We start from the raw sequence: 24,126 nt of genomic DNA on the forward strand, positions 1-24,126 counted from the left end.
AACAGAGCATTCCGTTTCAAAAGGAGTAAGACATGAACGCGATCACCCCCTTCCGCATCGACGTCGACCAGGCCGACCTGGACGACCTGCGCGATCGCCTCGCTCGCACCCGCTGGGCCGAGCAGATCCCCGGCTCGGGCGATACCTACGGGGTGAGCGTCGAGCGGGTGCGCCACCTGGTCGGTTACTGGCGCGACGGGTTCGACTGGCGCGGGGTGGAGAACTCGTTGAACGCCTACCCGCAGTTCACCACCGAGATCGACGGCCAGAACATCCATTTCCTGCACGTGAAGTCCAGCCGGGAGGACGCGTTTCCGCTGATCCTCACGCACGGCTGGCCCGGCACCTTCGTCGAGTTCATCGGCGTCATCGAGCCGCTCATTGCCGCCGGGTTCGACCTGGTGATCCCTTCCGTGCCCGGTTACGGCTTCTCCGGCCCCACCACCGAGGCGGGCTGGAACGACAGCCGGATCGCACGCGCTTGGGCGGAGCTGATGCGGCGGCTCGGCTACACCCGCTACGGCGCGGTGGGCAACGACGGCGGTTCGCAGATCTCGCCGGAACTCGGGCGGGTGGCGCCGGACCAGGTGGTCGGCGTGCACGTGACGCAGGTGTACTCGTTCCCGTCCGGCGATCCAGCGGAACTGGCCGATCTCGACGAGGACGAGCAGCGGTCGCTGGCCACCCTGGACTGGTTCGTGAAGAACAAGATGGGCTTCAACGTGCTGCAATCGCAGCAACCGCAGACGCTGGCGCACGCGATCACGGACTCGCCCGCCGGGCTGGTCGGCTGGAACGGCCAGTTGCTCGGTCCGGACCTCGACGACGACTTCGTGCTGACCAACATCGCGATCCACTGGCTCACCGGCACCGCGGGTTCGGCGATACGGCACTACTTCGAGAAGGACAAGGCCGAGCACCCCGCGGCGCCGACCACGGTTCCGCTCGCGCTGTGCGGCTCCGCCGGGGATTTCCACGGCATCCGCCGCTTCGCCGAGCGCGACCACAACATCGTGTCCTGGCGCACGCACGACGTGTTCACCCACTACCTGCACCACGTGGCGCCCGCGTTGATGGCGGAGGAGATCACGGAGTTCTTCGCCGAGCTGCGCTGAGACTTTCTCTTATGGCATCGAGACTTGTGGCCATGGTTCGTCTCGTTTCCCGCTGATGTACTGGATTCATCAACGGCACAGCAGCTTTCGAAACAGGAGAGAGAACCATGAAAATCGCAGTCTTCGGAGCCACCGGGACCGTCGGCCGTCTCGTCGTCGAGCAGGCGCTGCGGGAGGGCCACGAGGTGACGGCCTTCACCCGCAGCGCCGCGAGCGTCACGCAGCGGCACGACCGGCTGCGCGTGGTGGAAGGCGATGTGCTGGACACGAATTCGGTGCGGCGAGCGGTGCAGGGGCAGGACGCGGTGCTGATCTCACTCGGCAACGGGCGCAAGGGCGTGGTCCGGGCGGGCGGCACCGCGGCGATCATCGACGCGATGAATCGCACGGGCGTCAAGCGCCTGATCTGCCAGACGACGCTCGGCGTCGGCGACAGCCGGGGCAACCTGAACTTCCTGTGGAAGTACGTGATGTTCGGGTTGCTGCTGCGCCCGGCGTATGCCGATCACGTCCGGCAGGAGGAATACGTCCTGGCCAGCGACCTTGACTGGACGATAGTGCGGCCAAGCGCGTTCACCGACGGACCGGCCACCGGCAGCTACCGGCGCGGATTCCCGGCGGGCGAGCGCGGTCTGAGCCTGAAGATCGCCCGTGCCGACATCGCCGACTTCATGATCGAGCAACTGACCGACACGACTTACCTCCGCCAGGCGCCCGGCATCTCGAACTGAGCGCGCCATGCGGTGGCACGGCAGCGGCCCATGCCCCGAAGCCAGGAGCATGGGCCGCGATCTTCAGGCGTGCTCGTGCAGTTCCCCCCACGCCGGGAAGGGATCGGGATACTCGGCCCACGCGCCCGGCCCCTCGGCGAACTCCGCGTCGGTGAGCAGGGCGCCATCGAGTAGCGAGCGCACCTTATCGCAATCCAGCTTTATGCCGATGAGGACGATCTCCTGCCCCGGCGGCACTTCCAGCGACGACCACCAGGCGGCGGGTTCGAAGACCAGGTTCGGTCCCGCTTGTGACCACACCGCGGCCAGCGTCGACCGGCTCGCGATCCAGCAGAATCCTTTGCTGCGCAGCAGACCTCGCAACTGTTCCAGCGCGCCCGACAGACGCAGCGGATGGAAAGGCCGATCGGCCGTGTAGGTGAGGCTGCGAATGCCGTACTCCTCGGTCTCCGGTGTGTGCCCGCCGGCGAGTTCCTCCGCCCAGCCTTCAGCCTCCGCGGCGACCACCGGGTCGTAGCGGCCGGTGTCCAGGACCTCGGACAGATCGACCACGCCGTTGCTGGTGCGCAGCACGTGGGCGCGCGGGTTCATGCGGCGCACCGTCGCCTCCACCGCCCCCGCCGCGACCGCGCCGACCAGGTCGGTCTTGTTGACCAGCAGGACGTCGGCGAACTCGACCTGATCCACCAGCAGGTCGGCGATGGTGCGCCCGTCGCCGTCGCTCGCTTGCAGGTTCCGCTCCGCCAGCGCCTGACCGCGCGCCACCTCCGCGAGGAAGGTCGAAGCGTCGACCACGGTCACCATGGTGTCCAGCCGAGCGACGTCACCGAGCCGGAAGCCGTCCTCGAATTCCCAGTCGAACGTCGCGGCCACCGGCATCGGCTCGGAGATGCCGGTCGATTCGATCACCAATTGATCGAAGCGGCCTTCGCGAGCGAGCCGGGCCACGGCTTCGATCAGGTCCTCGCGCAGACTGCAGCAGATGCAGCCGTTGGTCAGCTCGACCAGCTTCTCCTCGGTGCGGTCCAGGTGGCCCTGGCCGGCGACCAGCGCGGCGTCGATGTTGACCTCGCTCATGTCGTTGACGATGACCGCCACCCGGCGGCCCTCCCGGTTGGCCAGGATGTGGTTGAGCAGCGTCGTCTTGCCCGCACCGAGAAAGCCGGACAGCACGGTGACGGGAAGCAGGTCGGAGTCCATGACATTAATGATAACGATTTTCATTTGCCATCCGCGGGCGGGTTCCGGTTGCCGATGGACACCGGACCGAGTCGCCGTAGGGTTTGTGTCGTGAAACTGCTGCCATTGCCCGCCGAGGGGCAGACCCCCGTCCGGGCGCTCACCATCGCCGGTACCGATTCCGGCGGAGGCGCCGGAATCCAAGCCGATACCCGCACCATGGCGCTGTGCGGTGTGCACGCACTTGTGGCCGTCGCGGCGGTGACCGTGCAGAACACGGTGGGCGTCAGCGGCTTTCACGAGATTCCGCCGCAGGTCGTGGCCGATCAGGTGCGCTCGGTGACCACGGACATCGGCGTCGGCGCCGCGAAGACCGGCATGCTCGCCTCCACCGCGATCATCGAGGCGGTGGCGGCGGTGTGCCAGGAGGTCGGCATCGGTCGCGACGGCGAGATTCCGCTGGTCGTCGATCCGGTCGCGGCCTCGATGCACGGCGATCCACTGCTGCACGCCGAGGCGCTCGACGCGCTGCGCAGCACCCTGATCCCGCTCGCCACTGTGGTGACACCGAACCTGGACGAGGTCCGCCTGCTCACGGGCATCGACGTCGACGACGAGGATTCGGCGCGGCGCGCCGCCGAGGCGCTGCACAAGCTGGGGCCGCGGTGGGCGATCGTGAAGGGCGGGCACCTGCGTTCCTCCGAGTACAGCACCGACCTGCTGTTCGACGGCGAGCGGTTCCTCGAGTTCACCGCCCCGCGCATCGCGACCGGCAACGACCACGGCGGCGGCGACACGCTGGCCGCCGCGACCGCCTGCGCGCTGGCCCATGGCTATTCGGTACCCGAAGCGGTTGAGTTCGCCAAGGAGTGGACCTACCGCTGCCTGGCCGCGTCCTACGATCTGGGCGCGGGCCACGGGCCGGTGTCCCCGCTGTGGCGGTTGCACGGAAACTGAGCGGAGCAACCGCACGGCGCACGCCATTTATTGTCGGTGGGCGCTGCGATACTGAGGACGTCGCCGACACGGATGGCTTCAACGGCGAGGCGATCGGAACAACGACGTTCGGCGTGGATGCGGCGAAGACCTCGGCGCCCGGCCCGGGGGGCGCTGGCGGTCACATAGCGGAAAAGGCGCGATGCAGCGGAAGATCGGCTGCGATCGCGATGCCATGCAGCCGAGCGCTGGCCGCCACGAGCGCGAAGATGATCTCGCTCAGATAGGCGGCGAACTGCTCGACCGGCATGGCGGGCGGCTCCACCCGGTTCACCCCCAGCCACCAATCGGTGGCCGAGGCCACCGCACCGAAGATCGAATAGATCACCAGTTCCGCGCTCGCGACCTGCACCGACTCCTCGTGCACGGCACCGGCGAACAGTTCGGCGGCGCGGTGGGCGGACTGCCGGGCCGATTGCAGCGCGCGATCGGCGTCGTCGGAGCGTTGCGTGAAGTGGCTGTGCAGCATGAACCGGAAGACGTTCGGCTGCCGCGACACCACCTGCGCGTATTCGGACGCGGCGCGGCGCACCAGGTCGGCGGCCGAGTCGCCGGTCAGGTCGAAACTGGTCATGATCTGTTCCCAGAGCATGTCGCGCACCCGGTCGACGATCGCGTTGTAGAGGTCGGTCTTGTCTTCGAAATGGCGATACAGCTTCGGTTTGGCCGCGCCCGCCTCCTTGGCGATATCGCCCATGCTGACCGCGGGGCCGAATTTGTCGAGCGCGCGGAAAGCCGCGTCGACGAATTCTTCGCGCACCTTCCGGCGATGCTCGCGCCAACGCTCGGTGCGCGCGTCCACACGTTTGCGCGGCGGGTCGTCTTCCGTCCGGCCGCTGAGCATCACGAATCCGGATGCTACCTGTCGACCCGGGTACGGAGACCCGGCCGTCGGCCGGGTCCCATCCCACCGGTCAGTGTTTGCTGGAACCAGCGCCGCTGTCACCCGCGGTCTTGGCCTTCTTCTCCGCTCGCTTTTCCTTCAGGGACTTCCCGGATTTCTTGGACATCGAACTGCGCGGAGATTTGTCGGACAAACGTGGTCCTTTGCTCGGAGAACCTGAATGGTCCCGCTGTGATCGACCGTACGCTATGTGGCCTGCCCGCGGCGTGATCCGGCTCGGGCGGCACCCCCAGGAACCTCACAGCTGAGGCCCAGCAGCGTGGCAGCGTAGCCGTCGAGTGTTGTTCGCATGACCGAGACCTTGACCGTCGCGGCGGCGGAACGGACCGAGACCACGGGTGCGCCCGTGCTGGACGTGGTGATACCCGTCTACAACGAAGAGGCCGACCTCGGCGTGTGCGTCCGCAGACTGCACGCCTACCTGCGTGACGGGTTCCCCTTCCCGGCGCGCATCACGGTCGCCGACAACGCGAGCACCGACGACACGCTACAGGTCGCCCAGCTGCTCGCCGAAGAACTGGACGACGTACGGGTGGTGCACCTGTCCGCCAAGGGGCGCGGGCGGGCGCTGCGAGCGGTGTGGGAACGTTCCGACGCGCAGGTGGTCGCCTATATGGACGTCGACCTGTCCACCGACTTGAACGCGCTGCTGCCCCTGGTCGCACCGCTGATCACCGGGCATTCCGACCTGGCCATCGGCACCCGGCTCGACGCCGCGTCGCGGGTGGTGCGCGGGCCCAAGCGCGAGATCATCTCGCGCTGCTACAACCTGCTGCTGAAAGCCTCGCTGCGCGCGCACTTCTCCGACGCCCAGTGCGGCTTCAAGGCCATGCGCACCGACGTGGCGCGCCGCCTGCTGCCGCTGGTGCACGACGGCGAGTGGTTCTTCGACACCGAATTGCTGGTGCTCGCCGAGCGGGCGGGGCTGCGCATCCACGAGGTTCCGGTGGACTGGATCGATGATCCGGACAGCCGCGTCGACATCGTCGACACCGCGCGCAAAGACCTCCTCGGCATCTGGCGGCTCGGTCGGGCGCTGGCCACCGGCACGCTGCCGCTCGAGGAACTGCGCCGGTCGGTGGGCCGCGAACCGCTGGTGCCGGGGGTGCCGCTGGGCATGGTCGGGCAACTCGTGCGGTTCGCGATCGTCGGCGTGCTGAGCACGCTGGCCTATCTGCTGCTCTACGTGCTGTTGCAGCCCCTCGCCGGCGCGCAGGTGGCGAACTTCGCCGCGCTGCTGATCACGGCGGTGGGCAATACCGCCGCCAACCGGGCCTTCACCTTCGGCGTGCGCGGCTCGAACGGAGCCGTGTCGCATCAGTTCCAAGGGCTGGTGATCTTCGGCATCGGATTGGCGCTCACCAGCGGATCGCTGTTCGCGCTGCATCGGTGGGCGCCGGACGCCTCGGTGCACCTGGAGCTGTTCGTCCTGGTGGTGGCCAATCTGGTGGCGACGCTGTTGCGGTTCGTCGGGCTGCGCTGGGTGTTCCGCGACAGCGGAGGCGACGGCGCGTCGAGCGCACCGGCTCTCGCCGCCACCGGAAGCGCCGCCGAGGGAGACCGTTGATGACGGCGACGCTCACCGCGCAACCCGCCGCGACCGAACCGCGGCCGAGGCCGCGCCGGAACTGGGAGTATCCGGCGCTGGCGGCGCTACTGATCGGCACGGCGGTGGCGTATCTGTGCAATCTGAGCGCCAACGGTTGGGCGAACTCGTTCTACTCGGCTGCGGTACAGGCGGGTTCGGTCTCGTGGAAGGCGTTCTTCTTCGGGTCCTCCGACGCGGCGAACTCGATCACCGTGGACAAACCGCCCGCCTCACTGTGGCTGATGGAGCTGTCGGTCCGGGCCTTCGGACTGGGCAGCTGGAGCATCCTGGTGCCGGAGGTGCTGCTCGGGGTGGCCGGTGTGGCAGTGCTGTGGGCGACGGTGCGCAGGCCGTTCGGGCCCGCGGCCGGATTGCTCGCCGGGTTGGCACTGGCGGTGACGCCCGTCGCGGCGCTCATGTTCCGGTTCAACAATCCCGAGGCGCTGCTGGTGTTCCTGATGGTCGCGGCCGCCTGGGCGATGACGCGGGCGGTGGAGGACGGCCGCTGGCGCTGGCTGATCCTGACCGGCGCGCTGATCGGCTTCGGCTTCCTCACCAAGCAATTGCAGGTGCTGCTGGTGGTTCCGGCGCTCGCGCTGACCTACTCGATCGCGGGCCCGCCGAAACTCGGTAAGCGCATCCTGCAACTCTTCGCCGCCGCGGCCGCGATGGTGGTGGCCGCGGGCTGGTGGTTGCTGGCGGTCGAACTGTGGCCCGCCTCGTCACGTCCGTGGATCGGCGGCTCGCACGACAACTCGATCCTGGAACTCACCCTCGGCTACAACGGGCTCGGCAGGCTCAACGGCAACGAGCGCGGCAGCGTGGGACCGGGGGGCGACCTTCCGCCGGGCGGCAACGGCATGTGGGGAAGCACCGGCATCACGCGGATGTTCGAACCGGCGCAAGGCGGTCAGATCGCGTGGCTGATCCCCGCCGCGCTGGTCGCGCTCGTGGTGGGAATCCTGCTGCGCGGCAAAGCCGCTCGCACCGATCCGCAGCGCGCCTCGCTCGTCCTCTGGGGCGGATGGCTGCTGGGGACCGGGCTGGTCTTCAGCTTCATGGCCGGCATCTTCCACCAGTACTACACCGTGGCCCTGGCTCCGGCCATCGCCGCGCTCGTCGGCGCGGGTGCGGTGCTGTCGTGGCGGGGACGGCACCGGCTGTGGGTGCGGATGGCGTCGGCGCTCGCGGTGGGTCTCACCACGGCGACCGCCTGGTTGCTGTTGTCCCGCAGTCCGGAATGGCAGTCGTGGCTGCGCTGGACGGTGCTGGTCGTCGGTGTGATCGCGACGCTCGCCGTGCTCTTGCCCGCGCCGCGCAAGCTCGCCGTGGCGTCGGCGCTGGCCGTGGCGTTCACCTTCCTCGCCGGACCGGTCGCCTACGCCGTCGACACGATCGCGACGCCGCACGCGGGTTCGATTCCTTCGGCCGGGCCGAACGTCGCGATGCGTGGTCGGCCACCGTGGGGCGAGGGAATGCCGGGGATGAATCGCCGGATGCCGGACGGAACCGGGACCACCGGCCGCGATGGTGCCGGACAGGTCCCAGGCGGTACGCCGCCGGATGGGCGTTCGCCGGGAACGAGCCCGCAGGGCACGACACCGGACGGCCGTATTCCCCAGCCGGGCAACGCGCCCGGCGGGCAGATACCGGACGGCACGGGCACACCGCCCGGCTTCCCGGCTGGTGCCGCGCCACAGGCCGACGGCACGATGATCCCGCCCGGAATGATGCCCGATGGGCAGGGAATCCCGCCGATGCAGGGTATGCCCGGCACGCCCGGAGACGGCGGTCCCGGCCCCAACGGCGGCGGAATCGGCGGTCTGCTCGGGGCGAGCGAACCCAGCGCCCAGGTCGTGTCCCTGCTCGAGCAGAATGGCGGCGACTACACCTGGGTGGCCGCGGCCATCGGCTCGAACAGCGCCGCGGGCTTGCAGCTGGCCACCGAACTGCCCGTGATGCCCATCGGCGGCTTCAACGGCAGCGACCCCTCGCCGACACTGGAGCAGTTCAAGCACTATGTCGCCGAAGGGAAGATCCATTACTTCGTCGGCGGCGGACGGGGCGGACCGGGTTCGTCCGACTCCTCCCCCAGCGCCCAGATCACGCAGTGGGTCCAGGAGAACTTCACCGCCACCCAGGTGGACGGGGTCACTTTGTACGACCTGACCGCCACCCACTGAAACCGCGCGATGCGGTCCTGTCGCCCTGCATTCCCCGGGGCCGCATCGCCTCCCGGTGTTCAGCGCGACCCCCTGCGCCCGCTGAACACCGCATCCGCACCGGCGCCATACCTCGGCGCCGGTGCGGATCGCGTTGTGCGGCAGTCACCTTCCCTGGTCGCAATCCCGCGAATGCGCGCGGGCGCACAGCGGCGGAACCTCGAACATGCGACCGGCGCCGATGATTCGAGCGCCCACTCTTGGCATCCCCCAAAACTCCAGCGATGATGATCGGACGCGTGACGGCTCCGGGCCGGTAGCCGGACCATCAGCTGACGTGTCCACCGCGAACTTTCAGGGAAACAGTTGAACGCTTTCATGAAGCTGGCCGTGACGGTGGTCAGCGCACTGGTCGCAACCGCGCTCACCGTCGGATTCGCCGCCACCGCGTCGGCGGCCCCCGCCGACCGAGCCGAATCGATCGTCGCGGCAACCGGCGAACCCCCGCAGGTGACCTACATCAAGGCATGCCTGCCGCCCGGCGACACCATCGAACTGCGCACGGGAATCGGCGCGGCGATCGGCGCCGCCATCGGCGCGCTCGTCGGCCTGCCCGTCTTCTTCGTCGGCGCGATTCCCGGCGCGATCATCGTCGGCCTGATCGGCGCCGCCATCGGAGCTTCCTCCTACGCCATCGATTCGGGAAGGCTCGAGCAGCAAGGTCTGTGCTGAGCAGCGCGGCGTGCGGCGCGCCGCGATGCGCAGGCCGCTCGGCGAGCGCCGCGGGTCAATCGCTCCCGGCGGCCAGCGCGCGCACCAGCCGGTCCAACGCGGGGCGCGGATCGAAGTCCGCCGCCGGGTTCACCAGCTGATGCAGGATGACCCCGTCGAGTTGGTCGACCACGATCCGCGCCACCGCCTGATCCACGCCGATACCCGTCAGCAGCGACGCGGTCCATTCGGTCAGCCGCAGATGTCCTCGGCGGATGGTCTCGCGTAGCGCGGGAATGCACTGCGCCTCCAGGAACAGGGCATAGCGGGCCAAGGTGCGCACCTGGTCGGCGCGCACCGCGTGCACGACGAAAGCGGCCATGCCCTCGACGAGTTCGTCGATCGTGCCGGGCGCGGGCTGCCGGGTGAGCACCTCCCAATCCGCGTAGTCGCGCGCCTCTAGGCGCTCGGTGATACCGATCAGCAGCGCTTCCCGGGTGCGGAAGTAATTGGACGCCGATCCGGCGGGCATGCCCGCGGCCTCGTCGACCGCGCGGTGGGTGAGCGCGCGGGTACCGCGGGATCCCAGCAGGTCGATCGCCGCGTCCAAGACGAGGTCGCGTTTGGTGGACACCCTTCGAATACTACGTAGGTAGTGACACAGGTTACAGTTCCCCCTCCTGACACTACAGAAATAGTAGCCGTATCGTTAGTCCCGCTTACGGTTTCAGCGTTGCCCGCAGGATCGGCCCGGTCACCATCTCCGGCTCCGATCCCGCCCGATTCAACCGACATCTGATGAAGGAAAAGGCATGGCGACTGTCGCACCGGCGACAACTGTCGTTGTCGCGCCTGCGACGGAGCTACCGGTCGCGCGCAGCCCTCGTCCGCGAACCCGGCCGGCGCTGGGCGCGGCCATCGTTTTCACCGCGGCCTCGCTCACCCTCTGGTTGCTGTTCTTGCGCCCCAACTGGGAGATGTACTGGCACCAAATAGATCTGCAGGTCTACATGTGGGGCGGCAACGCCGCCGCGCTGCACCCGGCCCAGTTGTACACCGCACGCGGCCCGCTGTTCCTGCCGTTCCTCTATCCCGTCTTCGCAGCGTGGATCTGCGCGGAACTGGCGCGGTTCCCGATCAACTATGTCGGCACCGGCATGGTGGTCGCGACACTGATCGCCTTGTATGCCGGCGTGTGGTGCACCGCCGTGCTGCTGCGGTATCGGCGCGGGCTCGGCATGCTCGCGGTGACACTGGCCGTCGGCAGCGCCGCGCTCTGGCTCGAGCCCGTACAGCAGACCTTCCGCTTCGGACAGATCAGCATGATCCTGATGGCGATGGTCCTGGGCGATTTCACGATCCCGAAAGAGCACTGGAGCCGCGGCATCCTCATCGGGATCGCCACCGGGATCAAGCTCACGCCCGCGGTGTTCATCGTCTATCTCGTGGTCACGCGCCAGATCAAGGCCGCCGCCATCGCCATGGGCGCCTTCGCGGCGACGGTCGCGGCCGGTTTCTGGTATCGGCCGACCGAGGCGGCCCAGTTCTGGACCACGACCGTGGCGTCCCAGAACCGGATCGGCTTCGCCTACGTGCAGAATCAGTCGCTCAACGGTCTGCTCGGCCGCCTGCAATGGACCACATGGGACAGCCACGTGCTGTGGCTGCTCGGCGCGGGCGCGCTCGGCCTGGCCGGACTGGCCGCGGCTCGGATCGCGCACGCACGAGGCGACGAGATGCTCGGCATCCTGCTCGCCGCCGGTGTGACGCTGCTGTGCTCACCGATCTCCTGGACCCACTACTGGGTGTGGATGGTGCCCGCGCTGGTATGGGCCGGTCACGCGCTGTCCCGCCGATCACGGGCGGGCGCGATCGCCGTGCCCGCCGCGATCATGCTGTTCGCCTTCGCCTGGCCGATGCAGGTGGACTCGATCGGAGCCTGGGATGAAACCCTTCCGCTGCTGCCGCAAGGGCTGATCTGGTTCGTGCCGCAGACCAACGGCCGCGAATTCCATTGGGATATCGTGCAATTCCTGGACGGCAACTCCTACGCCCTGCTTACGCTCGCCGCGCTCGTCACCGCTATCGTCCTGCTCTCGCGCACACCGAGACCGGTACTCGAGCCATCGCGTCCGGCCCGGTCGCGGGCTCCGGTTCAGCGGGAGGCGTGCAAGGCGGCGTGAAGCGTGGCCGCCCACTGTTCGACTATCCGCTTACGGCGGGCCGAATCGTCGGTGAGGACGTCGGCGAGGCCGAGACCGCGGGCCATGTCCAGGGTCGCCTGCACCAAATGGTGGGTGACCGGGTCCGAGTCGTCCACACCCAGGGCTTCGACCGCGCGGCGGTGCGAGGCGCGCCCGAAGCGGGCCTCCAGCGGGACGATCCGCTCCCGCAACACCGGGTCGGCGGCGGCGTGCGTCCAGACTTGCAGGGCCGCCTTGAACAACGGGCTGGTGTAGGACTCGACCAGCCCCGCCACCACCGCCTCGGTGCGGGCCAGGCCGTCACCCAGCTCCGTCAGCGTCGCGGCTTCCTGCACCGCCTGCCCGCTGCGCGTGTCGAACATGTACTCCAGCGCGGCGGTGATCAGATCCTCCCTGGTGGGAAAGTGATGCTGCGCCGCGCCACGCGACACCCCGGCCCGTTCGGCGACCACGGCGACCGTCGCGGCCGCCCAGCCCATCTCGGCCAGGCAGTCGATGGTCGCCTCGAGCAGGCGCTGGCGGGTGGCGCGGCTGCGGTCCTGCTTGGGTTCGTGGGGTGTCGCCATGGTCGTCATTCTGCCCAGCTCGGCGGGCGGCGCTGCAAAAAGGCCAGCATGCCCTCGTGTACCTCGGGGGTGCCGAAGAAGCTCGCCGAACGCCGCGCGAGTTCTTCGGCGGAAGTGTCGAACTCGGCGAGGATGCCCGCGTTGACCAGTCGCTTGGCCTCCGCCAGCCCCTGCGGGGAGCCCTTGCGCACCTCCGCGCACAGCCGCGCCACCTCGGCCGCCGGGTCGTCGGCGGTGACGGTGACCAGGCCGATCTCCTCGGCCACGGCGGCGTCGAACTTCTCGCCGGTCAGGTAGTACCGGCCGGCCGCACGCGGGCTGAGCCTGGGCAGCAGGGTCAGCGAGATCATGAACGGCGCCAGCCCGATGCGCACCTCGGTGAGCGCGAAACTGCTGGCCGGTCCGGCGACGACGAGGTCGCAGCCCGCCACGATGCCCATACCGCCTGCCCGCACGTTGCCGTCGATCCGCGCGATCACCGGCTTCGGAATCTCCACCAGCCTGCGCAGCACGCCGATCATGACCCGGGTGCGCTCATCGGCGGCCACGGCCGGATCGGCGTCACTGGCCTCGCTCAGATCGGCGCCCGCGCAGAAGGTGTTGCCGGTGTGCGCGAGCACGACGACGCGCACCGCGTCGTCGGCGGCCGCGTCGTCGAGCCCGCGCAGCAGCTCGGCGACCAGCTTGGACGACAGCGCGTTGCGGTTGTGCGGCGAATCGAAGGTGAGCGTCGCGACGCCGTCGCTCACCTCGTAGCGGACGAACGGAGCCGTCTCGGTCATGCGACGTCCCCTCAGTACGACTTCGGCAGGCCCAGCGAGTACTGGGCGACGAAGTTGAGGACCATTTCCCGGCTGACCGGCGCGATGCGGCCGATGCGCGCGGCGGCGAGCATCGCGGCCAGCCCGACGTCCCTGGTCAGGCCGGAGCCGCCGTGGGTCTGGATGGCCTGGTCGAGCGCCTTGATGCTGGCCTCCGCCGCCGCGTATTTCGCCATGTTGGCGGCCTCGGCGGCGCCCATCTCGTCGCCCGTGTCGTACAGGGTCGCGGCCTTCTGCATCATGAGCTTCGCCAGCTCCAGTTCGACCTTCACCTGGGCGAGCGGATGCGAGATGCCCTGGTGCGCACCGATCGGCGTCTTCCACACCGTGCGCTCCTTGGCGTATTCCACGGCGCGATCGATGGCGTAGCGGGCCAGGCCGATCGCCATGGCCGCGCCCATGATGCGCTCCGGGTTGAGGCCCGCGAACAGCTGCATCAACGCCGCGTCCTCCTTGCCGACCAGCGCGGTGGAGGGCAGCCGGACGTCGTCGAGGAACAGGCTGTACTGGTGGTCGGGCTCGATGATGTCCATCTCCTGCGCCGTCTTGGTGAAGCCTTCGGCGTCGGTCGGCACGATGAACAGGGCGGGCTTGAGTTTGCCGGTCTTGTGGTCCTCGGTGCGGGACACGATCAGCACGGCCTCGGCCTGGTCTACGCCGGAGATGAAGATCTTGCGGCCGTTGAGGATCCAGTCGTCGCCGTCGCGGCGCGCGGTGGTGGTGATCTGGTGGGAGTTGGAGCCGGCGTCCGGCTCGGTGATGCCGAAGACCATCTTGCCGGAGCCGTCGGCGAGCTTGGGCAGCCACTCCTGCTTCTGCTCGTCGGTGCCGTACTCGGTGATGATGGTGCCGCAGATGGCCGGGGAGACCACCATGAGCAGCAGGCCCGCTCCCTGCGCGGACAGCTCCTCCATCACCAGCGACAGCTCGTACATGCCCGCGCCGCCGCCACCGTACTCCTCGGGCAGGTTCACTCCGAGGAAGCCGAGTTTGCCCGCCTCCTGCCACAATTCGTCCAGCGGCTCGTTCTTGCGCGCCTTCGGCAGCACGTAGTCGCGGTAGTTGTATTTCGCGGCCAGTGCGGCGACGGCGGCCCGCAGCGCCTTCTGCTCGTCGGTTTCGATGAAGCTCATCAGTTCTCCTGTATCTTGCGGGGGCTCCCGCACCCCGTCGGCTCGATGAGCGCTGCGCGATTGTGGCTCATCGGTTCTCCTGCGTTTCTACGGGTTCGACGACCGCAAGCACGGCGCCGACGTCGACCTGCTGGCCGACGGTGACGTTCACGGCGCTGAGCACGCCCGCGGCGGGCGCGGCGATGGTGTGCTCCATCTTCATCGCCTCCAGCCACAGAATCGGCTGACCTTGTTCGACCTGGCTGCCGACCTCGGCGCCGAGCCGGATCACGCTGCCGGGCATGGGCGCCAGCAGCGAGCCGGTGGCCACCTGGTCGGCGGGGTCGCTGAAGCGCGGCGCCCGGCGCAGCGCCACCGGGCCGAGCGGCGAGTCGACGTAGACCTGGTCGCCGTAGCGGGCGACCTCGAATCGCCTGCGCACCGGGCCGCGTTCGCCCGGAACCGACAGCACGACACGATCGGGAGCCGACTCGACGAGTTCCAGGCCGTCGTGACCGTCCACGGTGACGCCGGTCCGGCCGAAGCGGTATCCCACCTCGTGCGTCCCGGTCGCGCGGCTCTCGTACGACTTGCGCTGCGATTGCGACGGCAGGTTCCGCCATCCGCTGGGCAGCCCGCCGCCCACCCGCGCGCGGCCACGGTTGGCGGCGGCCTCGGCGAGTGCCGCCGCCACGACGGACAACGCCTCGTCGGACGCCGACACCAGCGGAGCGGCGAGGACGTCCAGCCCGTGCGTGGTGAAGAACGCGGTGTCGGTGTCACCGGCCAGGAACGCCGGATGACGCAGCACGCGCACCAGCAGGTCGCGGTTGGTGACCAGGCCGTGGATCTTGGCACGATGCAGGGCAGCGGCCAGCAAGCGGGCCGCTTCGCCGCGCGTCTCGGCGTAGGAGATGACCTTGGCCAGCATCGGGTCGTAGTGCACGCCGACCACCGAGCCGTCTACGACGCCCGTGTCCAGGCGCACGCCCGGCCGGTCCAGCAGATCGAATTCGGTGCGCACCGAGGGTATGTCGATCCGGTGCACGGTTCCGCTCTGCGGCTGCCAGTCCTGCGCCGGGTCCTCGGCGTAGAGCCGCACCTCGATGGAGTGTCCGCGCATCGCGGGCGGTTCGGCGGGTAGCGCGCCGCCCACGGCGACGTCAAGTTGCAGCCGGACCAGGTCCAGGCCGGTGGTGCACTCGGTGACCGGATGCTCCACTTGCAGACGGGTGTTCATCTCCAGGAAGAAGAACTCGCCCTGCTCGTCGGCGAGGAACTCCACGGTGCCCGCGCCGGTGTAGCCGATCGCGCCCGCCGCGAGGCGGGCCGCCTCGAAAAGTCGCTCCCGCATGCCTTCGATGCGTTCCACCAGCGGCGACGGAGCCTCCTCGATCACCTTCTGGTGGCGGCGCTGGATGGAGCACTCGCGCTCGCCCACCGCCCAGATGGCGCCGTGCGTGTCCGCCATCACCTGGACCTCGATGTGCCTGCCGGTCTCCAGGTAGCGCTCGCAGAAGACCGTCGGATCGCCGAAGGCGGATTCCGCCTCGCGCCGTGCGGCCTCGATCTGCGGGGTCAGATCGGCCAGCTCGCGCACCACGCGCATGCCGCGCCCGCCGCCGCCCGCGGAGGCCTTGATCAGCACCGGGAGGTGGGACTCGGTGACCTCGGCCGGGTCCAGCTCGGCCAGCACCGGCACTCCGGCGGCGTCCATCATTTTCTTCGAGGCGACCTTCGAGCCCATCTGCTCGATCGCCTCGACCGGCGGGCCGATCCAGACCAGCCCTGCGTCGAGAACGGCCTTGGCGAAATCGGAGTTCTCGGACAGGAACCCGTAACCCGGGTGGATGGCGTCGGCGCCCGCGGCCAGTGCGGCCTCGATGATCAGTTCACCGCGCAGATAGGTTTCGGCGGGCGTGTTGCCGGGCAGCCGCACCGCGGCGTCCGCCTCGGTGACGTGCGGCGCGGCGGCATCCGCGTCGGAGTACACCGCGACGCTGCCCAGACCCATCCGGCGGCAGGTGGCGAAGACCCGGCGCGCGATCTCGCCACGGTTGGCGACGAGAACGTTCGTGATCTGCCCACCCGTATTCGAATCGCCGTGCGATGCAGTCATATCCGGCCTCACATTCGGAAGACGCCGAAGCCGTCGGCGCCTTTGATCGGGGCATTGTGAATGGCCGACAGGGACATTCCCAACACGGTGCGGGTGTCGCGCGGGTCGATGACTCCGTCGTCGTAGAGCCGCCCGGACATGAACATCGCCAGCGATTCGGCCTCGATCTGCGCCTCCACCATGGCGCGCATCCCGGCGTCGGCCTCCTCGTCGAACGGCAGGCCCTTGGCCTCGGCGGCGGCCCGGCCGACGATCGAGATGACGCCCGCCAGCTGCGCGCCGCCCATCACGGCGGATTTCGCACTGGGCCAAGCGAAGACGAAACGCGGGTCGTAGGCCCGGCCGCACATGCCGTAGTGGCCCGCGCCGTAGGACGAACCCATCAGCACCGAGATGTGCGGCACCTTCGAATTGGAGACCGCGTTGATCATCATCGCGCCGTGCTTGATGATGCCCTTCTGCTCGTATTCCTTGCCCACCATGTAACCGGTGGTGTTGTGCAGGAACAGCAGTGGCGTGTTCGTCTTGTTGGCCAGCTGGATGAACTGGGTGGCCTTCTGCGATTCCTCGGAGAACAGCACGCCGCGCGCGTTGGCCAGGATGCCCACCGGATAGCCGTGCAGTTCGGCCCATCCGGTGACCAGGCTGCTGCCGTAGAGCGGCTTGAACTCGTCGAAGTCCGAACCGTCCACGATGCGCGCGATCACCTCGCGCGGGTCGAACGGGATCTTCAGGTCCGACGGCACGATGCCGAGCAGATCCTCCGGGTCGTGCAGCGGCTCGATCACCTCGGCGCGCGGAGCCGGGCCCTGCTTGCGCCAGTTCAGCCGCTTGACGATGGAGCGGCCGATGCGGATCGCGTCCTGCTCGTCCAGCGCGTAGTAATCCGCGAGGCCGGAGACCCGCGCGTGCATGTCGGCGCCGCCGAGGGATTCGTCGTCGGACTCCTCACCGGTGGCCATCTTGACCAGCGGCGGACCACCGAGGAACACCTTGGAGCGCTCCTTGATCATCACCACGTGGTCGGACATGCCGGGAATGTAGGCGCCGCCCGCGGTGGAGTTGCCGAACACCAGCGCGATGGTCGGGATGCCCGCCGCCGACGCCTGGGTGAGGTCGCGGAACATCCGGCCGCCGGGGACGAACACCTCCTTCTGCGTGGGCAGATCGGCGCCGCCGGATTCCACCAGCGAGATCACCGGCAGCCGGTTCTCCCGCACGATGTCGTTGATGCGCAACGTCTTGCGCAGCGTCCACGGGTTGGAGGTGCCGCCGCGCACGGTCGGGTCGGGCGCGACGATCATGCACTCGACGCCCTCCACGATGCCGATCCCGGCGATGGTGCTGCCGCCCACGTGGAATTCACTGCCCCAGCCCGCCAGCGGGCACAGTTCCAGGAACGGCGAGTCCTCGTCGACGAGCAGTTCGATGCGCTCACGCGCGGTGAGCTTGCCGCGCTTGCGGTGCCGGGCCAGCTTGTCCGGTCCGCCGCCCGCGATGGCCTTGGCGAACTCGGCCTCCACCTCCGCGAGCTTGGCCGTCATCGCGTCGGCGGCGGCCTCATACTCGGGCGCCGCGGTGTCAAGAGCGCTGCGCAGAATGGTCATTTCTGGTACCCCAATCGCTTCGCCGCCAGTCCGGTGAGGATTTCGGTCGTGCCGCCGCCGATGCCGAGGATGCGCATATCCCGGTACTGGCGTTCGATCTCCGATTCGCGCATGTAGCCGAGACCGCCGAACAGCTGGACGGCCTGGTTGGCCACCCACTCGCCCGCCTCGACGGCGGTGTTCTTCGCGAAGCACACCTCGGCGATCAGATCGGTCTCGCCTTCGGCGCTGCGCTGCACCACATCACGGGTGTAGACGCGGGCGACGTCGATGCGCCGCGCCATCTCGGTGACCGTGTTCTGCACCGCCTGCCTGCTGATCAGCGGCCGCCCGAAGGTCTCCCGGTCGCGCACCCACTCCAGGGTCAGGTCCAGGCACCGCTGCGCGCTGGAGTACGCCTGCACCGCGAGGCCGACGCGCTCGCTGACGAACGCGCCCGCGATCTGGAAGAAGCCGGAGTTCTCCGGACCGACCAGGTTATCCACCGGCACCCGGACGTCGATGTAGGACAACTCGGCGGTGTCGGAGGCCAGCCAGCCCATCTTGTCCAGCTTGCGGCTGACCGTGAAGCCGGGCGTGTTCTTGTCGACGATGAGCAACGAGATACCGCCGGAGCCCGGCCCGCCGGTGCGCACCGCGGTGACCACGAAGTCGGCGCGGACGCCGGAGGTGATGTAGGTCTTGGCGCCGTTGACGATGTAGTGATCGCCGTCGCGGCGCGCGGTGGTGGTGAGGTGCCCGACATCCGATCCGCCGCCGGGTTCGGTGATCGCGAGCGAACCGATCTTCTCGCCCGCCAGCGTCGGCCGCACCCAGCGTTCGATCTGCTCGGCGTTGCCAGAGGCGATGATGTGCGGAACGGAGATGCCGCAGGTGAACAGCGAGGCGAACAGTCCGCCGGACGCACCGGCCTGATGCATCTCCTCGCACACGATCATCGCGTCCACGCCGTCGCCGCCGGAACCGCCCGCGGATTCCGGGAACTGCACGCCGAGCAGGCCGAGCGCGCCCGCCTTCTTGTGCAGCTCGCGCGGGATCTCCCCGGCGCGCTCCCAGCCGTCCAGGTAGGGCAGGATCTCGCGTTCCACGAAGCCACGGACCGTGGCGCGCAATTCGCGCCGTTCCGGCGTTTCCCAGAGTTTCGTCATGACAGCAGCTCCACTGGAATGTCGAGGTGACGAGACCGCAGCCATTCGCCGAGTCCCTTGGCCTGCGGGTCGAAGCGGGCCTGATAGGCCACGCCCTGACCGAGCAGGCCTTCGATGATGAAGTTCAGCGCCCGCAGATTGGGCAACACATGCCGGGTGACCGTCAGCGAGGCCGTCTCCGGCAGAAGTTCTTTGACGCGCGCCACGGTGAGGGTGTGCACCAGCCAGCGCCATTGTTCGTCGGTGCGGACCCACACGCCGATATTCGCGTCACCGCCTTTGTCGCCGCTGCGGGCCAGCGCGATCGTCCCCAGCGGTGCGCGGCGGGTTTCCCCGGCGGGCAGCGCTTCCGGGGCGGGCGGCTCGGCGACCGCGGCGAGTTCGGCCGTTTCGGCGGACGGCGGCACGCCGACGCGGGTGCCGTCGGGCAGCACCGCCGTGTGCGGGACCTCCGCGGCGTCGACGAACCCGGGCGTGAACACGCCGTAGGGCGATCCGTTGCCGGGCAGGGTCGTGAAACTGCATCCGGGATAGCTGGCCAGCGCCAACTCCACCGCGACGTTGGAGAAGGCGCGCCCGACCTTGTTCGGGTCCGGGTCGCGGACCACGCAGCGCAGCAGCGCGCTGGCCTGCTCCTCGGTCTGCGCGTCCGGCCGGTCCAGGCGGGCCAGCGTCCAGGTCAGCTCGGCGGGGCGGGTCGGCAGCCAGGATTCCAGCTGTCGTTGCGCCAGTTCGGCTTTCGCCTCGATGTCCAGCCCGGTGAGCACGAACTCCATCTCGTTGCGGAAGCCGCCGAGCGTGTTCAGCGAGACCTTGAGCCGGGGCGGCGGGGCCTCGCCGGTGACGCCGCTGATCCGCACCCGGTCCGGGCCGTCCTGGTCGAGCCGGATGGTGTCCAGGCGGGAGGTCACGTCGGGTCCCGCGTAGCGGGGCCCCTGGATCTCGTACATCAGCTGGGCCTCGACGGTGTCGACCGTGACCGCCCCGCCGGTGCCCGCGTGCTTGGTGATGACGCTGCTGCCGTCGGCGCGGATCTCCGCGATCGGGAAGCCCGGCCTGCCCAGATCGGCGAGTTCGGTGAAGAAGGCGTAGTTGCCGCCGGTGGCCTGGGTGCCGCACTCGATCACGTGCCCGGCCACCACCGCGCCGGCCAGCCGGTCGTAATCGGTTCGGCCCCAGCCGAAGTGCGCGGCGGCCGGGCCGACGATCACCGACGCGTCGGTGACCCGGCCGGTGACCACGATGTCCGCGCCCGCGTTCAGGCATTCGACGATGCCCCAGGCGCCGAGGTAGGCGTTGGCGGTCAGCGGCGCGCCGAAACCGAGGTCACCGGCGCGGGCGAGGAGGTCGTCGCCCTCCACGTGCGCGATCTTCGCGTCCAGCCCGAGGTCGGCGGCCACCTTGCGCAGTTTCGCCGCCAAGCCGGCCGGGTTCAGGCCGCCCGCGTTGGTCACGATGCGCACGTTGCGTTCCAGCGCGAGCCCGAGGCAGTCCTCGATCTGCTTGACGAAGGTCTTGGCGTAGCCGAGGTCCGGGTCCTTCATGCGGTCCCGGCCGAGGATCAGCATGGTCAGCTCGGCGAGATAGTCGCCGGTGAGCACGTCGATCGGGCCACCGTCCAGCATCTCGCGCATGGCGCCGAGCCGATCACCGTAGAAGCCGGAACAGTTGCCGATCCGGAGCACGTCCGGGTCGGCGGCCAGCATACTCATCAGCGGGAATGCCTCCTGTACGGCGAACCGTCAGGATGGGCCGCATGCCGCACCCGTGAAGTCCGCGTTCCGCGACCAGCATCACACCCGGGCCAGAAAAAAGCAAGCATGCGTGCTTGTTAATTGCACCCCGAACGATCCCCACCCGCACGGCGGTGGTCGAGCGGGCCGGAGCAAGATGGGCACGGTGTCCAGCGACGTCACCGTGATCGTTCTGTTCGCCCTGGCCGGGTTCCTGCTCGGCGGCGCCTACACCACCTGGAAGACGGCCCGGCCGCTGTCGATCGCGCTGGTCGTCTGCGCCGTTCTCGCGGCGGGCGGCGCGCTGGCCTGGTGGCTCGGTTAGCCCCTGGACAGCCGGAAGATCCGCAGGTCATCGGGGACGCCGCTGAGCGGAGCCGCGAACAGGCCGCGGCGATACTGCTTGACCGTCAAACCCAGCTCCGCCAGCGTCTCCGGCCGCAACCCCAGCAGCGTGGCCTCCGACAGCATGGTGTTGCCGTTGCCGCCGGCCTCCATCACCCGGGCCGCGATCGTCACGTCCACCCCGAGCCAGTCACCCCCGATCTCGCGCGGGGAACCGGTGTGCAAACCGATCCGCATGTTGGGGGTGTAGCCGCGCACCTGCACGTCGGCCAGGTTGCGCTTGGCGGTCACCGCGGCGCGTATCGCCCGGTCCGCCGAGGGGAACACCGCCATCACGCCGTCGCCCATGCGCTTGACCACCTGACCGCCGCGTTCGGCGATCGGCGGCTCGATGGCCTTGGCCACCTTGCGCAGCAGTTCGAGGGTGGCCTCGTCACCGGCCGACAGCGACCAGCGCGAGAAGGCCACCAGGTCGGTGAACATGACAGTTATTTCCTGGCTACCTCTGCCGCGCCCCATCCGCTCCAGCGCGGCCTGCCAGACCTGCAAGGCCCCGAAACCGATTTCGCGCGCCGCGCTGGGGGCGTCGCCGACCAGCTTGTCCGCCGCGCGCGCCACCGCCCGCGCGCCACCGGGCCCGGAAACCGACAGCGGATCGCCGAAAGCAGGGTCCCCAGGCAGCTGCTGGCGCGCCCTGCGCAGCGCGCCGATCAGATCAGCCCGCTGATTCGCGGCGTTCACCAGGGCGGACAGCTGCCCGCGACGGAATCTACCGGAACGGCGGGAAGGATCGATCCCATCGGACGGCTCCAACGGAATGACCACCTCGGGCGGCACGCCTCCATCGGCCTCCGGCCCCGGCCCCGACTCGGGGCCGCCGGAAGGTGTTTCATTCACGCCCCGAGAGTATCTCAGCCGATCTGACGTCGGCAGATTACCGATCATCGCCATCTCTCACCTCCGCGACGAACACAGCGAGCACGTCGGCGGGCTCCGCGTTGGATAACGAGCTGGTTGCTGAAACGAGGCTACTCGGCCGAGAAGGGGTCTCGGAAGCGGCATGCGGCATAGTTTCCGCGATGTTCACACGCACGATCGGCCCGGCGCGAGCATTCGCGCCGGGCCGATCGACGCACCGTCCGCCGGGCAGTGGCGGGCGGTGGACGGAGCGCCGGACCTCCCGACAAGGTCGGCGCCCCGCCGACCCGAGTGGCGAGGGATGGCGACTCGGGTGGTCGAGCGGCCTCGCCCGCGTGCGTCACGCGTCGCGCTGGTTCACCACGACCAAGGCCGCGCCGAAGACGATCGCGACGAAGACGGTGAAGTACAGCAGGCTGCCCCACGGCCCCCAGTGCCAGTTGGCCGTGGCCGTGGACGCGGAGGCGCTGAAGAAGTGGTTCGCGTTCGCGAACGGCAGGAACGGGGTCACGTTGCGGCCGAAGCTGCCGAACGCTCCGAGCAGCCCCTCGATGAGCAGCGGCCACAGCACGATCAGCGAGATCGCGGCGGCGGACTGCCGCACCAGCACGCCGATGCCGATCGCGAGCAGGACGCACAGGAACGCGTAGATCGGGATGCCGTAGACCTCGCGCCAGTCCTCCGCGCTGGACAGCGTGAGGGCCACGCCCGCGTCCGGTCCGCTCAGCGCCTTGGCCACCAGGTAGGCGAGGAACACCAGGACGAAGGTCAGCACCGCGCCGTACCCGCCGACCAACCCGGCCTTGGTCGCGACGACCTTGGCCCGATGCGGCGTCGCCTGGAACGTCGTCCGGATGAGGCCGAAGCGATATTCGCTGGTCACGGTCAAGGTCGCCATGATCATCAGGACCATCACGCCGAAGCCGCTGATCCCGGCCACCGCGGTGGAGACGGTCAGGTCGATCGCGCCCTCCTTGCCGTGGGACGCGCGCGCCACCGAGGCGAGCAGCGCGGCCATCCCGAGCGCGAGGGCGACGACGATCGCCGAACACCACCAGGGCGACCTGGTGGAGGTGAGCTTGATTCTTTCCGCTGCCAGCACGCCCATCAGAGCGCACCTCCCATCGCTGTGTAGGAGCCGCCGTCCGCGGTTACGCGAGCTGCCGCATCCGGGCCCGACGCTCCCGTCGGGTCGAAGCCTTCGCCGTGGTACTGCACGGCGCCACCGGTCATCCGCATGAACGCCTCTTCCAGCGACGCGCGCTGGGGGGCCAGCTCGAACAGCGTGATGTTGTGCTCGCCGGCCAGCTTGCCCACCGCGTCACTGGCCACGCCCGCCACCATGAGCGCGGGGCCGTCGGCTCCCGCGCCGTCCTCGCGGATGGTCATCCCGTTCGAGGTGAGCACGCTGCGCAGCTGGTCGAGCTGCGGGCTGCGCACCCGCACCGACTGCTCGGAGGCGCGTTCGATGAACTCCTGGGTGGTCGAGTCCGAGATGAGCTTGCCGCGCCCGATGACCACCAGGTGCTCGGCGGTCTGCGCCATCTCCGACAGCAGGTGGCTGGAGACCAGTACCGTGCGCCCCTCGGTGGCCAGCCGCTGCATGAACCGGCGGATCCACAGGATGCCCTCCGGGTCGAGGCCGTTCACCGGCTCGTCGAACAGCAACACCTCCGGGTCGCCCAGCAGCGCGCCGGCCAGGCCGAGGCGCTGCGACATGCCCAGCGAGAAACCGCCCGCCGTCTTGCTCGCCACCTCCGAAAGGCCGACCAGCCGCAGCACCTCCTCCACCCGGGACTTGGCGATGTCGTTGGACGCGGCCATCCACTCCAGATGGGCGCGCGCCGACCGGTTCGGGTGCACCCATTTGGCATCCAGCAGCGCGCCGACGGTGCGCAGCGGATGGTCCAGTTCGTGGTACGGCTTGCCCTTGATCAGCGCGGTGCCCGCGGTGGGCTTGTCCAACCCGAGGATCATCCGCATGGTGGTCGACTTGCCCGCACCGTTGGGCCCCAGGAATCCCGTCACTTGGCCGGGTCGAACGGTGAAGGACAGATCCTGCACCGCTACGGTCTGCCCGTAGTGCTTGGTCAGGCCTCTCAGTTCGATCATGCGCCCAGCATTCCGCAAATCGCGGCCGCGCGCGTCGGTAAATAGTGCCGAGTTG

22 protein-coding genes are annotated in these 24,126 nt (G+C 69.1%); 8 read left to right on the top strand and 14 right to left on the bottom strand.

Features of this window, described 5'->3' with window-relative positions; translation table 11 throughout:
* Nucleotides 1-32 precede the first annotated feature (32 nt).
* Nucleotides 33-1,115, top strand: a complete 1,083-nt coding sequence (locus ABZ420_RS15845; RefSeq protein ID WP_357122606.1) for an epoxide hydrolase family protein — start codon at nucleotides 33-35, stop codon at nucleotides 1,113-1,115.
* A gap of 107 nt (nucleotides 1,116-1,222) precedes the next feature.
* Nucleotides 1,223-1,846, top strand: a complete 624-nt coding sequence (locus tag ABZ420_RS15850; protein WP_357122609.1) for an SDR family oxidoreductase — start codon at nucleotides 1,223-1,225, stop codon at nucleotides 1,844-1,846.
* Between the two features lie 63 nt (nucleotides 1,847-1,909).
* Here ABZ420_RS15850 and ABZ420_RS15855 read toward each other — a convergent pair whose 3' ends face one another.
* Nucleotides 1,910-3,046, bottom strand: a complete 1,137-nt coding sequence (locus ABZ420_RS15855) for a GTP-binding protein (protein WP_357122612.1) — start codon at nucleotides 3,044-3,046, stop codon at nucleotides 1,910-1,912.
* A 90-nt stretch (nucleotides 3,047-3,136) separates the two neighbouring features.
* On the opposite strand from ABZ420_RS15855, the gene thiD reads away from it, so the two are divergent.
* Complete coding sequence (gene thiD, locus ABZ420_RS15860) at nucleotides 3,137-3,982, top strand: bifunctional hydroxymethylpyrimidine kinase/phosphomethylpyrimidine kinase (RefSeq protein ID WP_357122615.1); 846 nt, start codon at nucleotides 3,137-3,139, stop codon at nucleotides 3,980-3,982.
* A 160-nt stretch (nucleotides 3,983-4,142) separates the two neighbouring features.
* On the opposite strand, the gene ABZ420_RS15865 is transcribed toward thiD, so the two are convergent.
* Nucleotides 4,143-4,865, bottom strand: coding sequence for a TetR/AcrR family transcriptional regulator (locus tag ABZ420_RS15865; protein WP_357122890.1), 723 nt, complete (start codon nucleotides 4,863-4,865; stop codon nucleotides 4,143-4,145).
* A gap of 70 nt (nucleotides 4,866-4,935) precedes the next feature.
* Complete coding sequence (locus tag ABZ420_RS15870) at nucleotides 4,936-5,058, bottom strand: hypothetical protein (protein ID WP_281032571.1); 123 nt, start codon at nucleotides 5,056-5,058, stop codon at nucleotides 4,936-4,938.
* A 156-nt stretch (nucleotides 5,059-5,214) separates the two neighbouring features.
* On the opposite strand from ABZ420_RS15870, the gene ABZ420_RS15875 reads away from it, so the two are divergent.
* The 3 genes from ABZ420_RS15875 (at nucleotide 5,215) to ABZ420_RS15885 (ending at nucleotide 9,407) form a co-directional block, all read left to right on the top strand.
* Nucleotides 5,215-6,492 carry a bifunctional glycosyltransferase family 2/GtrA family protein gene (locus ABZ420_RS15875; protein ID WP_357122618.1) on the top strand — a complete coding sequence of 426 codons (1,278 nt, stop codon included), beginning with the start codon at nucleotides 5,215-5,217 and terminating at the stop codon, nucleotides 6,490-6,492.
* On the top strand, nucleotides 6,492-8,696 hold the full coding sequence (locus ABZ420_RS15880) for a glycosyltransferase family 39 protein (RefSeq protein ID WP_357122621.1): 2,205 nt from the start codon (nucleotides 6,492-6,494) through the stop codon (nucleotides 8,694-8,696). Before ABZ420_RS15875 ends, ABZ420_RS15880 begins: the two co-directional genes overlap by 1 nt.
* 345 nt (nucleotides 8,697-9,041) lie before the next feature.
* Nucleotides 9,042-9,407 (top strand): hypothetical protein, encoded by a 366-nt coding sequence (locus ABZ420_RS15885; RefSeq protein WP_357034792.1) that lies wholly within the window; start codon nucleotides 9,042-9,044, stop codon nucleotides 9,405-9,407.
* Between the two features lie 55 nt (nucleotides 9,408-9,462).
* Here ABZ420_RS15885 and ABZ420_RS15890 read toward each other — a convergent pair whose 3' ends face one another.
* A complete protein-coding gene (locus ABZ420_RS15890) occupies nucleotides 9,463-10,020 on the bottom strand; it encodes a TetR family transcriptional regulator (RefSeq protein WP_357122624.1) in 558 nt (185 codons plus the stop codon).
* A gap of 178 nt (nucleotides 10,021-10,198) precedes the next feature.
* Here ABZ420_RS15890 and ABZ420_RS15895 point away from each other — a divergent pair, with 178 nt between their 5' ends.
* Nucleotides 10,199-11,569 (top strand): glycosyltransferase 87 family protein, encoded by a 1,371-nt coding sequence (locus ABZ420_RS15895; RefSeq protein ID WP_357122627.1) that lies wholly within the window; start codon nucleotides 10,199-10,201, stop codon nucleotides 11,567-11,569.
* Here the strand turns inward: ABZ420_RS15895 and ABZ420_RS15900 are convergent.
* From ABZ420_RS15900 to ABZ420_RS15930, 7 genes are all read right to left on the bottom strand, one after another.
* Nucleotides 11,542-12,156 (bottom strand): TetR/AcrR family transcriptional regulator, encoded by a 615-nt coding sequence (locus ABZ420_RS15900; protein ID WP_357122630.1) that lies wholly within the window; start codon nucleotides 12,154-12,156, stop codon nucleotides 11,542-11,544. The two genes, ABZ420_RS15895 and ABZ420_RS15900, sit on opposite strands and share 28 nt — an antisense overlap.
* 5 nt (nucleotides 12,157-12,161) lie before the next feature.
* On the bottom strand, nucleotides 12,162-12,938 hold the full coding sequence (locus tag ABZ420_RS15905; RefSeq protein ID WP_357122633.1) for an enoyl-CoA hydratase family protein: 777 nt from the start codon (nucleotides 12,936-12,938) through the stop codon (nucleotides 12,162-12,164).
* A gap of 11 nt (nucleotides 12,939-12,949) precedes the next feature.
* Nucleotides 12,950-14,110, bottom strand: a complete 1,161-nt coding sequence (locus ABZ420_RS15910; protein ID WP_357122636.1) for an acyl-CoA dehydrogenase family protein — start codon at nucleotides 14,108-14,110, stop codon at nucleotides 12,950-12,952.
* Nucleotides 14,111-14,177: 67 nt separating this feature from the next.
* Entirely contained in the window at nucleotides 14,178-16,208 is a 2,031-nt protein-coding gene (locus tag ABZ420_RS15915; protein ID WP_357122639.1) for a biotin carboxylase N-terminal domain-containing protein, read from the bottom strand.
* Nucleotides 16,209-16,216: 8 nt separating this feature from the next.
* Nucleotides 16,217-17,815: a carboxyl transferase domain-containing protein gene (locus ABZ420_RS15920; RefSeq protein ID WP_357122641.1), complete on the bottom strand. Its 1,599-nt coding sequence runs from the start codon at nucleotides 17,813-17,815 to the stop codon at nucleotides 16,217-16,219.
* On the bottom strand, nucleotides 17,812-18,963 hold the full coding sequence (locus ABZ420_RS15925) for an acyl-CoA dehydrogenase family protein (RefSeq protein ID WP_357122644.1): 1,152 nt from the start codon (nucleotides 18,961-18,963) through the stop codon (nucleotides 17,812-17,814). Before ABZ420_RS15925 ends, ABZ420_RS15920 begins: the two co-directional genes overlap by 4 nt.
* A complete protein-coding gene (locus ABZ420_RS15930; RefSeq protein ID WP_357122647.1) occupies nucleotides 18,960-20,675 on the bottom strand; it encodes an acyclic terpene utilization AtuA family protein in 1,716 nt (571 codons plus the stop codon). Before ABZ420_RS15930 ends, ABZ420_RS15925 begins: the two co-directional genes overlap by 4 nt.
* Before the next feature lie 178 nt (nucleotides 20,676-20,853).
* Between ABZ420_RS15930 and ABZ420_RS15935 the strand changes: the two genes are divergently transcribed.
* Nucleotides 20,854-21,021, top strand: a complete 168-nt coding sequence (locus ABZ420_RS15935; RefSeq protein WP_357122650.1) for a hypothetical protein — start codon at nucleotides 20,854-20,856, stop codon at nucleotides 21,019-21,021.
* Here the strand turns inward: ABZ420_RS15935 and ABZ420_RS15940 are convergent.
* From ABZ420_RS15940 to ABZ420_RS15950, 3 genes are all read right to left on the bottom strand, one after another.
* Nucleotides 21,018-21,836, bottom strand: coding sequence for an adenylate/guanylate cyclase domain-containing protein (locus ABZ420_RS15940; protein WP_357122893.1), 819 nt, complete (start codon nucleotides 21,834-21,836; stop codon nucleotides 21,018-21,020). The genes ABZ420_RS15935 and ABZ420_RS15940 overlap by 4 nt on opposite strands.
* Nucleotides 21,837-22,299: 463 nt before the next feature.
* Complete coding sequence (locus ABZ420_RS15945) at nucleotides 22,300-23,067, bottom strand: ABC transporter permease (RefSeq protein WP_357122653.1); 768 nt, start codon at nucleotides 23,065-23,067, stop codon at nucleotides 22,300-22,302.
* Nucleotides 23,067-24,071 (bottom strand): ABC transporter ATP-binding protein, encoded by a 1,005-nt coding sequence (locus ABZ420_RS15950; protein ID WP_357122656.1) that lies wholly within the window; start codon nucleotides 24,069-24,071, stop codon nucleotides 23,067-23,069. Before ABZ420_RS15950 ends, ABZ420_RS15945 begins: the two co-directional genes overlap by 1 nt.
* Nucleotides 24,072-24,126: the final 55 nt, after the last annotated feature.

The organism is Nocardia sp. NPDC005745, assembly GCF_040630775.1.
GTDB lineage: Bacteria > Actinomycetota > Actinomycetes > Mycobacteriales > Mycobacteriaceae > Nocardia.

Excerpts from the sequence above, each read along its gene's own strand:
- ABZ420_RS15880 (WP_357122621.1), top strand. The coding sequence starts at position 6,492 with ATGACGGCGACGCTCACCGCGCAACCCGCCGCGACCGAACCGCGGCCG.
- ABZ420_RS15915 (WP_357122639.1), bottom strand. The coding sequence starts at position 16,208 with ATGACTGCATCGCACGGCGATTCGAATACGGGTGGGCAGATCACGAAC.
- ABZ420_RS15900 (WP_357122630.1), bottom strand. The coding sequence starts at position 12,156 with ATGGCGACACCCCACGAACCCAAGCAGGACCGCAGCCGCGCCACCCGC.
- ABZ420_RS15930 (WP_357122647.1), bottom strand. The coding sequence starts at position 20,675 with ATGAGTATGCTGGCCGCCGACCCGGACGTGCTCCGGATCGGCAACTGT.
- ABZ420_RS15875 (WP_357122618.1), top strand. The coding sequence starts at position 5,215 with ATGACCGAGACCTTGACCGTCGCGGCGGCGGAACGGACCGAGACCACG.
- ABZ420_RS15905 (WP_357122633.1), bottom strand. The coding sequence starts at position 12,938 with ATGACCGAGACGGCTCCGTTCGTCCGCTACGAGGTGAGCGACGGCGTC.
- ABZ420_RS15850 (WP_357122609.1), top strand. The coding sequence starts at position 1,223 with ATGAAAATCGCAGTCTTCGGAGCCACCGGGACCGTCGGCCGTCTCGTC.
- ABZ420_RS15845 (WP_357122606.1), top strand. The coding sequence starts at position 33 with ATGAACGCGATCACCCCCTTCCGCATCGACGTCGACCAGGCCGACCTG.
- ABZ420_RS15920 (WP_357122641.1), bottom strand. The coding sequence starts at position 17,815 with ATGACCATTCTGCGCAGCGCTCTTGACACCGCGGCGCCCGAGTATGAG.
- ABZ420_RS15865 (WP_357122890.1), bottom strand. The coding sequence starts at position 4,865 with ATGCTCAGCGGCCGGACGGAAGACGACCCGCCGCGCAAACGTGTGGAC.
- ABZ420_RS15950 (WP_357122656.1), bottom strand. The coding sequence starts at position 24,071 with ATGATCGAACTGAGAGGCCTGACCAAGCACTACGGGCAGACCGTAGCG.
- ABZ420_RS15945 (WP_357122653.1), bottom strand. The coding sequence starts at position 23,067 with ATGGGCGTGCTGGCAGCGGAAAGAATCAAGCTCACCTCCACCAGGTCG.
- ABZ420_RS15895 (WP_357122627.1), top strand. The coding sequence starts at position 10,199 with ATGGCGACTGTCGCACCGGCGACAACTGTCGTTGTCGCGCCTGCGACG.
- ABZ420_RS15935 (WP_357122650.1), top strand. The coding sequence starts at position 20,854 with ATGGGCACGGTGTCCAGCGACGTCACCGTGATCGTTCTGTTCGCCCTG.
- ABZ420_RS15925 (WP_357122644.1), bottom strand. The coding sequence starts at position 18,963 with ATGACGAAACTCTGGGAAACGCCGGAACGGCGCGAATTGCGCGCCACG.
- ABZ420_RS15855 (WP_357122612.1), bottom strand. The coding sequence starts at position 3,046 with ATGGACTCCGACCTGCTTCCCGTCACCGTGCTGTCCGGCTTTCTCGGT.
- ABZ420_RS15910 (WP_357122636.1), bottom strand. The coding sequence starts at position 14,110 with ATGAGCTTCATCGAAACCGACGAGCAGAAGGCGCTGCGGGCCGCCGTC.